We start from the raw sequence: 11,673 nt of genomic DNA, 5'->3' as shown, positions 1-11,673 counted from the left end.
GCTCAGCGCCAGCACGCGGGCGACCAGCTTTTCGATCCCGGTGGCGGCTTGAGCAATATTCTCTGCCAGCATATACGCCGGGGTGGTGACCACTTTGTTCTCTTCATCCACCACGATGTCGTCGACCGGACAAGGCACGTGCTCCGCCCCCATCTCTTCGACCACATCGGCAGTATCGAGATCGGTCCCGATGGTTATGCGCAGCGGAAACGCAAAAATCTTCGGCAGCAGCGCCGGGGCAATGCACATGAAACCCAGCGGTTTGCCGGCCTGATGCATCGCCAGTGCCAGAGCCTGCAGATCGCGGTCCACCTGACATTCGCTGCCCTCGGCGGCGAAGCTGCTTAAATTTTTCGCCGCGCCGAAGCCGCCGGGGACGATCAGCGCGTCCAGCGTCTCCGCACGCGCCTGCGTCAGCGGTAAGATGTCGCCGCGGGCAATTCGCGCCGCTTCCACCAGCACATTGCGTTGCTCCGTCAGCGGTTCCCCCGTCAGATGGTTGATGACGTCGCGCTGCGGTTTATCGGGTGCAAAGCACACCGCCTGCGCGCCGTTGCGCGCGATCGCCAGCAGGGTAATCACCGCTTCATGAATTTCACTGCCGTCGTACACGCCGCAGCCGCTCAGTACCACACCAATTTTTTTCATCGCTTTCGCTCCTCCATGCAACTCGCTGAAACCAGTCAAAAATGTCGATTTACTCGCTATGCTTCACATATTTTACTGATTCATGTAACAAATTAGTTAAGCTTTGCTATCTTAATGAGCGAGCAATCCACTTCTCAGGTTGCGCCACGTAACAACATCACTCAAATAACACTGGCTCAACCACCAGTTCCCTGGTGTTGGCGCAGTATTCGCGCACCCCGGTCTGTCCGGGGTCATTTTTTCCCGGCCTTCGCCACCCACGCCTTCAGTACCGCCACGTCGTTTTGCCACTCAGATTTCATCTCTTCAACCCATTCAGCGACATTATCAGACCAGGCTGGCAGATCCGGCGTCTGGATCTGCTGCCCCAGCTGCTGGATGTGGCGCAGACCAATAGAACCCGCCGCCCCTTTGATCTTATGCCCCTCTTCGACAATCCCTTTTTGATCGCGGGCGGTGAGATTGGACTCGAGGACAGACATATAGCCCGGCATCATCTTCTCAAACACCGCGAGGCCATCGTTGATAAGCTTCGGTCCCACCAGTTCGATATATTGCTCCAGCATATCGGTATCCAGCACCGCGTCGGCTTTATGCAGATCGGCCGCCGGCGCTTCCTGCGCTTCCTCTTCCGGCGCATCCCAGAATTTCTTGATCATGGCCGTGAGCGCTGGCACCGACAACGGCTTGCTCAGCACATCGTCCATCCCGGCGTCGAGATACTCTTTCTTATTCTTCAGTACGTTGGCGGTCAGGGCCACCAGCGGCGGCAGCTCATCCGCGGCAAAGTTCTGTTTTAGCTGGCGAGAGATATCCAGCCCCGTCATATCCGGCAATTGAATATCCAGCAACACCAGGTCGTACTCGCCTGGCTCAAACATCTCCAGCGCGGCTTTCCCGGTCATGGCGACATCCACGCTGTTGCCCAGCTTTTCCAGCACCGAACGGGCCACAATGACGTTGAGCTCAATGTCTTCCACCAGCAGCACGTTAAGCGCGGGTAATGGCATGTCGTCTTCCGCCAACGTATCTTCCACTTCTTCCGCAATGGCAGGCGCATGGACGGTGAGCGTAAAGGTCGCCCCTTTACCCGGCTGGCTGGTTACGCTGATATCGCCGCCCATATTGCGCGCCAGGCGACGCGAGACGGCGAGACCAATGCCGGTTCCGGTGGCTGGTTTGCCGCCGTGGCTGTCTTTGACCTGGTAATACATGGCGAAAATTTTGTCCTGTTCCGCTTCAGGAATACCGATACCGGAGTCTTCCACTTCGAAGTGCAGGATATCGCCTTCGTCATAGCGCACGCGGACATTCACCCCGCCGCCCTGGGGGGTAAACTTCACGGCGTTGCTGATAAGGTTCCACAGGATCTGGCGCAAACGCGTACCGTCGGTGATCACTTTATGCGGTAGCGGCAGGCTCGGCTCCAGCACAAAGCGCAGGCCCTTCTGCTGGGCCTGCAGACCGGAGAGGTTTTCAAGGTCGGCAAGGAAGCTGGTGAAGTCCACCGGCTGGTTATCGAGCTGTACCTTACGGCGCTCCATTTTATCCATGTCGATAATATCATTGAAGATATTCCCCAGCGTCACCGCCGAGACATGGATGGTTTTCAGGTATTTCTCCTGCTCGCTGGTCAGTTCGGTATCCAGCAAAATACGGCTCAGCCCGACGATCCCGTTTAGCGGGGTACGCAGCTCATGGCTGATGGTCGAGATAAAGGTAGTTTTATCCCGGCTGGCGCGCTCGAGGGCGTCCTGATAGCGTTTTCGTTCGGTGATATCGCGCCCGAAGCCCATCAGGCCGCGACGCTTACCGACGCGATCGTAGTACGGGACCTTGCGGATTTCGAAGCACGCTTTGCGACCATCGGGATAGTCCAGCCACTGCTCATAGGTCAGCGATACATTGTGGCGGAACACCTTCTCGTCGGTTTCCAGCACCTTTTCCGCGGCCTCTTCGCTATAGACGTCCTGCGGTTTGAGATGGATCAGCTGTTTCTCACTTTTGCCGGTCAACAGCTCCATCGCCCGGTTACAACCTGAAAACTCCTTATCTTCATTGCGATAGAAGACCAGGTCCGGGGAAGCATCAAGGAAAGAGCGCAGAAAGGAGGATTGCTGTTCGAGTTGGATCTGCGTCTCTTCACGCTCTTTCATCTCGATCTTCAACTGCTCGAGAGTGGTCTCGCGCTCGGCTTCTGCTTTTTCACGTTCGCCTATCTCCTGATTCAACTGCGCGATGTTATCTTTCAGCTGCACATTCAGCTTCAGATCGCGCTCGCGCATCTCCTCCAGCTTGTCCACCAGCCGCGAAAGACGCTGGCGGGACTCTTCGAGCTGCTCCACCACCACCGAGAGAAAGTAGACCGCCCAGGGGGTGATCAGCAGACCGAAGAAGATAGAGCGGATAACGTCGATACTTTCAACCTGGCCATGCAGCACCATAGTGACCGCCATCTGTACCACAATGGCCAGCACCACCAGCGCAAGAGCCAACAGCATCGAAAAGCGGACCAGACCCAGCTTCATCATCAGGTCGACATAATACTGCGCCAGCATACGAATTTGCTTCATAGGGGATTCCTTCACGACAACTCCGCACAATAATACTCAATTCTGAGCAATGCGCTGTAAGTTGTGCAAAAAATGCGGGAAGGAGCTGATATGACGGCTGGTCGCCAAGGCGAACCAGCCGCTAAAAAGAGGCAAGGTCAGGAGAACGATTAGCGCTTGCTTAACGCCTCCCAGAGCCCCTTCAGGTAGGTCACGCCGAGAGCGCGGTCGTACAAGCCATAGCCTGGCCGTCCGGTCTCTCCCCAGATAAAGCGGCCATGATCCGGGCGAATATAGCCGTCGAACCCGTTGTCATACAGCGCTTGCATCACCTTGTACATATCCAGGGAACCGTACTCTGACGGATGGGCGCACTCGTAAAAATCTTTATCCCGTATCAGCTTAATATTGCGGACGTGGGCAAAGTGGATCCGTTTGCGCCGGGTAAACTCTGCCAGGATGGCGTACACATCGTTATCCGGATCTTCGGCAATCGAGCCGGTGCAGAGTGTGATGCCGTTAGCGGGCGAATCGACGGCCCGGCAGATCCAGTCCAGATCGTCGCGGTTTTTGACCACCCGCGGCAGGCCAAAAATGGAGTACGGCGGATCGTCCGGATGGATCGCCATTTTCACCCCGACCTCTTCACAGACCGGGATCACCGCCCGCAGAAAATAGACCAGGTTCTCCCGCAGCTTGTGGTCATCCACCGCGCTATATTTGGCAAACAGGGTCTGCACCTCCGCCAGCCGTTCTGGCTCCCAGCCCGGCAAGGCGAAGCCGTTTGAGTTCTCCAGTACCTCTTTCACTACGTCTTCCAGCCGTTTATCGATATCTTTCTTCTCAAAAGCCATCGTCAACGAACCATCCGGCAGGACGTAGTTCATATCCGTCTTCATCCAGTCAAAAACCGGCATGAAGTTATAACAGATAACTTTGACGCCGAAGCGGGCAAGGTGGCGAATGGTCTGCTGATAGTTGGCAATATAGCGGTCACGGGAAGGAAGGCCGATTTTAATGTCATCATGAATGTTGACGCTCTCTATCACCTCCATTTTCAGGCCCGCGGCATGGGCCTGGCTGACCAGACGCTCAATTTTATCGACTGGCCATACCTCACCCACCGCGACGTCATAGAGCGCGCCGACGACCCCCTCCACGCCGGGCACCTGTCGTATATGCTCTAATGAAACCTTGTCTTCCTCTGGCCCAAACCAGCGCATTGTCATCTGCATCGTTATCACCTGCTTCATAATTTGTGTTTTTACCCTACTACCATACCAGTAATCATAATCGAATTGCCCTTTCCTGTCGTGATAACGATCACATTCCTGCACCGGGCAAGCCCATCCCGGCGCATTCATATTTTTTTTCAATTTATTTCAATAGATTAATAATAGTCTGGCTTTTTCTGACGACCTCTTCCAAATGTGATCCAGAGCTATTTATGATCAAATGCATACTTGTATGGTAATAAAAACAGGTGAAATTCGTTCGCGAAACAGACAATGGAAGGAACAGAAATGAGAAGCGTCATCGTCAAAGAGCCAGGCCAACTGAACATTGCATCACGTCCGGTTCCCGTTCCGGGCAGCCATGAAGTACGGGTGAAAATCGCCTTTGCCGGGATCTGCGGTTCCGATGTACACATCTATCAGGGCCACAACCCCTTCGCGAAATATCCCCGCGTTATTGGTCATGAATTCTTCGGCATTATCGATGCCGTCGGCGAGCAGGTCTCTCCGGCGCGTATTGGCGAACGCGTCGCGATCGATCCGGTGGTCAGCTGCGGCCATTGTTATCCCTGCTCGGTTGGTCGGCCGAATGTTTGCGCGCAGCTCCAGGTCATCGGGGTGCACCGCGATGGGGGATTCAGCGACTATGCCTGCGTGCCGGCCAAAAATGCCTGGCGCATTCCGGAGGCTATCAGCGATCGTCAGGCGACAATGGTTGAGCCTTTTACTATTGCGGCAAATATTACCGCCCAGCTGCAGCCCACGCCGCAGGATATCGCCCTGGTTTACGGCGCTGGCCCGATGGGCCTGACGGTGATCCAGGCGCTGAAGGGGGTGTATGGCGTTAAGCAGGTGATCGTTGTGGACCGCATTGCCGAACGTCTACAGATGGCACGGGACAACGGCGCCGATCTGACGCTCGATAACACCCATCAGCCGCTGGCGGATCAGCTGGCGCAGCGGCAGATAGCCCCCACGCTGGTCATTGATGCCGCCTGCCACCCAGCCATTCTGCAGGAGGCAATCCTCCTCGCCTCCCCTGCCGCCCGCATCGGCATACTCGGTTTCTCCGGCGAGGCGTCCACGCTGACCCAGCAAAGCATCACCAGTAAAGAGATCTCCATTTTCTCCTCGCGGCTGAACAGCGGGCGCTTTCCGCTGGTCATCGACTGGATGGAAAAAGGCCTTATCCATCCTGAGGCGTTAATCACCCACTGTATGCCGCTGGAGCAGGTGAAAGAAGCCATGGAGATTTTCGCCAACGATCGGAAGACCTGTTGCAAAGTGCTGCTGCAATTAGGCTAAGCCGACATCATTTTTAAATAACGGCCGACGGATATCTGTAGATCCGCCGCGCCTGATATAAATCATATAATGAGCATGGTGTTATCATGGGAAAAAATATTCGCTGGATTATCGTCCTGTTATTATTTTTAGTGTATATGATAAATTATCTGGACCGGGTGGCGTTATCCATTACGGTGCCGATGATTGAAAAGGACCTTGCACTTAACGCTGAACAATTTGGTATGATTTTCGGCAGCTTTTTCTTCGGCTACGCGGTCTTTAATTTTATTGGCGGCCTCGCCGTCGATAAATTTGGCGCCACATTGGTGATGGGCCTGGCGGTTGGGTTATGGTCGCTGTTTTGCGGCTTAACCGCGGTTGCCACCGGCTTTTATTCCATGCTGGTGCTGCGGGTGCTCTTCGGGATGGCAGAGGGCCCGATTTGCGCCTCAGCGAACAAGATGATTAACGGCTGGTTTCCTAAAAAGCAAGCAGCAACCGCAGTGGGGTTCCTCAGCGCCGGCTCTCCGCTGGGCGGCGCGGTCGCCGGACCTATCGTCGGTTATCTGGCCCTGGCTTTCGGCTGGCGTCCCGCGTTTATGATTATTTTCGCCATCGGTATTGTGTGGATGGTCGTGTGGTTTTTTATTGCCGCCAACTCGCCTGACAAACATAAGCATGTCAGTCAGGAAGAGCTCATGCTCATTAATAAAATGAAGCAAGAGGAGGACGCCCTGGAAACCGTAGAAAATCAAACGGCCCACTCACTGGGTTATTATCTCAAGCAGCCTATTATTCTGGTGACGGCATTTGCCTTCTTCTGCTACAACTATATTCTGTTTTTCTTTCTCAGCTGGTTTCCGTCCTATCTGGTCCAGCAGCACCATCTGGATATTAAACAGATGAGTCTCACCACCATGATCCCGTGGATCGTCGGTTTTGTCGGTCTGGCGCTGGGGGGTTATATATCCGATAAAATATTTAACCTTACCGGAAGGCTGCTGCTGTCGCGCAAAATCGTGCTGGTGGTATGCCTGCTAATGGCCGCGCTCTGCGTGGGGCTCGCCGGTACCGTTAGCAGCGTCGTTCCTGCCGTTCTGCTGATGTCGGTCTCCATCTTTTTCCTCTATGTGACCGGGGCGATCTACTGGGCGATTATTCAGGACGTGGTGCATAAATCCCGCGTCGGCGGCGCCAGCGGCTTTATCCATCTTATCGGCAGCGTCTCCGGCATCGTGGGGCCGATTGTCACGGGCTATATCGTGCAGTCCACCGGCAAATTCGACAGCGCCTTTATTCTCGCCGGCACTATCGCCGCGCTTGGCGCCGTGCTGGTGCTGCTGGTGATTAAAACCCCACGGATGACGATGAAAGCCAGTCAGGCATAAATGGCTGAAGAGCGATGTCCGGCCTTGGCCCGGACATCGTCTGCTTCTACTTATCCGCCAGGGGCGCAGCCCAGCTGCGGCCTAGCGCCGAGCCCTGAGCGCCCTGCTCATTCAGATAGCGATCCAGTTCAACCATTCCGGTCCAGCGATTTTCGCACCACAGCGGCGCCAATAGCGTGGGTCGACGGGCGCTGGCCGATATCCGGTGATAGATCACCTCCGGCGGCGTATGGCGAATCATCTCCCCGGCGGTCACGGTATACGCCTCCAGCTCAATGCCATTGAGACGCCCGGCCTGCCACGCTTTGGCCATAATACTGCCTTTGACAATGTGCAGCGGGTGCAGCTTGATGCCGTCCACGCCGGTCGCCACCACCCGCTCCAGCGTCTCCAGGCAATGGCCCTGGGTCTCTCCGGGCAGGCCGACGATCAGATGTGCGCAGACCTTCAGCCCTCGCGCTCGCGCCAGACGCGCAGTACGCTGGTAGCAAGCGAAATCATGCCCACGGTTAATCCGATGCAGGGTTTTATCGTGCGCGGTTTGCAGTCCCAGCTCCAGCCATACCTCATATCCTTGCTCATGATATTCACTCAGCAGATCGAGGACTGCCTCCGGCACGCAGTCCGGGCGGGTGCCGACGCAGAGGCCGACAATATTCGCCTGGCTGATGGCGTGACGATACATCGAGCGGAGCACCTGCACTTCAGCGAAGGTGCTGGTATAGGCCTGGAAATAGGCCAGATAGCGCTTTGCCCGGTTGACGAGCTGCGCCTGATGAGCGAGCTGTTCGGCGATGGAGCGATGCTGCTGCGCCTCATCGGCAAAGGAAGCCACATTACAGAAAGTGCAACCGCCGCGGCCCAGCGTGCCGTCGCGGTTCGGGCAGCTAAAACCGCCGTGCAGCGTCAGCTTATGGACCTTTTCGCCATAGCGGCGCATAAGATCCCCACCAAACATATTGACTAATTTCTGTAACTGCATAATCTGATAGACCGGCCTCAACAAAGGGGGCCAAGCCTGCCACTTTTTGTCACCGACGGCGATGACCTGGATCAATCGTCAGCGCGGCGGCCACCCTCATTGCATAAACAATCATGATTACTGCAATTTCATTCACCTCTGTGGTGATGAGTTTTCCTTATATTTCACCTGCGGATAGCCCTAATCTTCTTCACGGTAAAAAACAGTATTAATATCCATTGAGAAAATATATGGCAGTCAAATATGCTAATGATGACATGCATTTCAGCGCATAACGGTAATGCAAAGCCGCGAGCACAGTGAGACAGATCACACTAGCCTGACCTTCCTGAGGCGTATTCATAGCACGAAAAATGGCACTATTTATTTTTAAAACAACAAGTTAACACCTGTATAGCACATTTTTGTATTAATAAGATTGCCATTTGACGTAAGTGTGGATTCCCGATAAGTTGGGAATCCGCTGGAAGCTTTCTGGATGAGCACTCTGCTCATCATATTTATGCAGTAATTGAGATTCCCTCTTAACAGCAAGTCCTCAAACTTGTGTACCGATGCGAAAAGGATTTAAAGAGGGCGAATGCGAGGTGCAAACCCCGTCGCCATACTCTTTCTGTGCCTGTGCGCAATCGGTATCGGAGGGTGTCCGCAGAGCCTGGGGAGGTTCACTGATATGTTGTACGACAAATCCCTTGAGAGGGATAACTGTGGTTTCGGCCTGATCGCCCACATAGAAGGCGAACCTAGCCACAAGGTAGTGCGAACCGCGATACACGCACTGGCCCGCATGCAGCACCGTGGCGCAATCCTTGCCGATGGTAAAACCGGCGACGGTTGCGGTCTGCTGCTGCAAAAACCCGATCGTTTCTTCCGCATCGTTGCTGAAGAGCGCGGCTGGCGTTTAGCCAAAAACTACGCCGTTGGGATGCTGTTCCTGAATAAAGATCCTGAGCTGGCTAAAGCGGCGCGCCGCATCGTTGAAGAAGAACTTCAGCTTGAGACCCTGTCGATTGTCGGCTGGCGCGATGTGCCGACCAACGAAGGCGTCCTCGGTGAAATCGCCCTCTCCTCGCTGCCCCGTATTGAGCAAATCTTTGTGAACGCCCCGGCTGGCTGGCGCCCGCGCGATATGGAGCGCCGTCTGTTTATTGCGCGTCGTCGCATTGAAAAACGCCTGCAGGAAGACAAAGATTTCTACGTTTGTAGCCTGTCCAACCTGGTCAACATCTATAAAGGTCTGTGTATGCCGGCGGATTTGCCGCGCTTCTACCTGGACCTCGCGGACCTGCGCCTGGAGTCGGCTATCTGCCTGTTCCACCAGCGCTTCTCCACCAACACCGTGCCGCGCTGGCCGCTGGCGCAGCCGTTCCGTTACCTGGCGCACAACGGTGAAATCAACACCATCACCGGCAACCGCCAGTGGGCCCGCGCCCGTACCTATAAGTTCCAGACCCCGCTGATCCCGGATCTGCACGACGCCGCGCCGTTCGTTAACGAAACCGGCTCTGACTCCAGTTCAATGGACAACATGCTGGAGCTGCTGCTGGCCGGCGGGATGGATATCGTGCGCGCCATGCGCCTGCTGGTGCCGCCAGCCTGGCAGAACAACCCGGATATGGATCCGGAGCTGCGTTCGTTCTTCGACTTTAACTCTATGCACATGGAGCCGTGGGACGGCCCGGCGGGCATCGTCATGTCCGATGGCCGCTACGCTGCCTGTAACCTCGATCGTAATGGCCTGCGCCCGGCGCGCTACGTCATTACCAAAGATAAGCTCATCACCTGCGCCTCTGAAGTCGGTATCTGGGACTACCAGCCGGACGAAGTGGTCGAGAAAGGCCGCGTGGGCCCGGGCGAGCTGATGGTTATCGATACCCGCGCCGGACGCATTCTGCACTCGGCGGAAACCGATGACGATCTGAAGAGCCGCCACCCGTACAAAGAGTGGATGGAGAAAAACGTTCGTCGCCTGGTGCCGTTCGAAGATCTGCCGGAAGAAGAAGTCGGCAGCCGCCAACTGGATGACGACACCCTCGCCAGCTACCAGAAACAGTTTAACTACAGCGCGGAAGAGCTGGACTCCGTCCTGCGCGTGCTCGGCGAAAATGGCCAGGAAGCAGTCGGTTCGATGGGCGATGACACACCTTTCGCCGTGCTCTCCAGCCAGCCGCGCATTATCTACGATTACTTCCGTCAGCAGTTCGCCCAGGTGACTAACCCGCCTATCGATCCGCTGCGTGAAGCGCACGTCATGTCGCTGGCCACCAGCATCGGTCGCGAAATGAACGTCTTCTGCGAAGCGGAAGGCCAGGCCCATCGCCTGAGCTTCAAATCGCCGATCCTGCTGTACTCCGATTTCAAACAGCTGACGACGATGGAAGAAGAGCACTATCGTGCCGACGTCCTCGACATCACGTTTAACCCGGCAGAGGCCTCGCTCAGCGAGACGGTGAAAGCCCTGTGTGACAAAGCAGAGCAAATGGTGCGCGAGGGTACCGTGCTGCTGGTGCTGTCCGACCGCAACATCGCCAAAGACCGTCTGCCGGTACCGGCGCCGATGGCCGTTGGCGCGATCCAGACCCGTCTGGTCGATAAAAGTCTGCGCTGCGATGCCAACATCATCGTTGAAACCGCCAGTGCCCGCGATCCGCATCACTTTGCGGTCCTGCTCGGCTTCGGCGCGACCGCTATTTATCCGTACCTCGCCTATGAAACGCTGGCGAAGCTGGTCGACAGCAAAGCTATCGATAAAGCCTACCGTGCGGTGATGCTGAACTATCGCAACGGTATCAACAAAGGTCTGTACAAAATCATGTCGAAGATGGGGATCTCCACCATCGCGTCCTACCGCTGCTCGAAGCTGTTCGAAGCCGTCGGTCTGCATCGCGAGGTTTCCGATCTCTGCTTCCAGGGCGTGGTCAGCCGCATCGGCGGCGCCGGCTTCGACGATTTCCAGCAGGATCTGCTGAATCTGTCGAAACGCGCCTGGCTGGCACGTAAGCCACTGGCTCAGGGCGGCCTGCTGAAGTTCGTGCACGGCGGTGAATATCACGCCTACAACCCGGACGTGGTTCAGACCCTGCAGAAGGCCGTGCAGAGCGGCGAATACAGCGACTATCAACAATACGCGAAACTGGTTAACGAACGTCCGGCGGCCACGCTGCGCGATCTGCTGGCGCTCAATCCAGGCGAAGACGCTATCAGTATCGACGACGTAGAACCGGCGAAAGAGCTGTTTAAACGCTTCGATACCGCGGCGATGTCGATCGGCGCGCTGAGCCCGGAAGCACACGAATCGCTGGCGGAAGCGATGAACAGCATCGGCGGTTTCTCTAACTCCGGTGAAGGCGGTGAAGACCCGGCGCGCTACGGCACCAATAAAGTGTCGCGCATCAAGCAGGTCGCGTCCGGCCGCTTCGGCGTCACGCCAGCCTATCTGGTCAATGCCGACGTCATCCAGATCAAAGTCGCCCAGGGGGCGAAACCGGGTGAAGGCGGTCAGTTGCCGGGTGATAAAGTCACCCCGTATATCGCCAAACTGCGCTATTCCGTACCGGGCGTGACGCTGATTTCCCCGCCGC

At 56.0% G+C, this 11,673-nt stretch carries 7 protein-coding genes; 3 read left to right on the top strand and 4 right to left on the bottom strand.

What is annotated here, in order from left to right; all coding sequences use genetic code 11:
• From elbB to uxuA, 3 genes are all read right to left on the bottom strand, one after another.
• Positions 1–648 (bottom strand): isoprenoid biosynthesis glyoxalase ElbB (elbB, locus tag CW267_RS28445; protein ID WP_101148696.1); only part of this gene is annotated, 648 nt, incomplete at its 3' end.
• A gap of 233 nt (positions 649–881) precedes the next feature.
• A complete protein-coding gene (arcB, locus tag CW267_RS28440) occupies positions 882–3,221 on the bottom strand; it encodes an aerobic respiration two-component sensor histidine kinase ArcB (protein WP_012540466.1) in 2,340 nt (779 codons plus the stop codon).
• Between the two features lie 149 nt (positions 3,222–3,370).
• Positions 3,371–4,435: a mannonate dehydratase gene (gene uxuA, locus CW267_RS28435; protein ID WP_008806656.1), complete on the bottom strand. Its 1,065-nt coding sequence runs from the start codon at positions 4,433–4,435 to the stop codon at positions 3,371–3,373.
• A 288-nt stretch (positions 4,436–4,723) separates the two neighbouring features.
• Between uxuA and CW267_RS28430 the strand changes: the two genes are divergently transcribed.
• Together CW267_RS28430 and CW267_RS28425 are read left to right on the top strand one after the other, a co-directional pair.
• Entirely contained in the window at positions 4,724–5,740 is a 1,017-nt protein-coding gene (locus CW267_RS28430) for a Zn-dependent oxidoreductase (RefSeq protein WP_100781592.1), read from the top strand.
• An 86-nt stretch (positions 5,741–5,826) separates the two neighbouring features.
• A complete protein-coding gene (locus CW267_RS28425) occupies positions 5,827–7,110 on the top strand; it encodes an MFS transporter (protein ID WP_008806658.1) in 1,284 nt (427 codons plus the stop codon).
• A gap of 46 nt (positions 7,111–7,156) precedes the next feature.
• On the opposite strand, the gene CW267_RS28420 is transcribed toward CW267_RS28425, so the two are convergent.
• Positions 7,157–8,092 (bottom strand): TIGR01212 family radical SAM protein, encoded by a 936-nt coding sequence (locus tag CW267_RS28420; protein WP_100781593.1) that lies wholly within the window; start codon positions 8,090–8,092, stop codon positions 7,157–7,159.
• A 673-nt stretch (positions 8,093–8,765) separates the two neighbouring features.
• Between CW267_RS28420 and gltB the strand changes: the two genes are divergently transcribed.
• Positions 8,766–11,673, top strand: a 2,908-nt coding sequence (gene gltB / locus CW267_RS28410) for a glutamate synthase large subunit (protein WP_101148697.1), incomplete at its 3' end; no start/stop codon positions are given.

Source organism: Klebsiella sp. X1-16S-Nf21 (assembly GCF_002837615.1).
Lineage (GTDB): Bacteria > Pseudomonadota > Gammaproteobacteria > Enterobacterales > Enterobacteriaceae > Klebsiella > Klebsiella variicola.
This window is presented reverse-complemented; position numbering and strand designations above follow the sequence as displayed.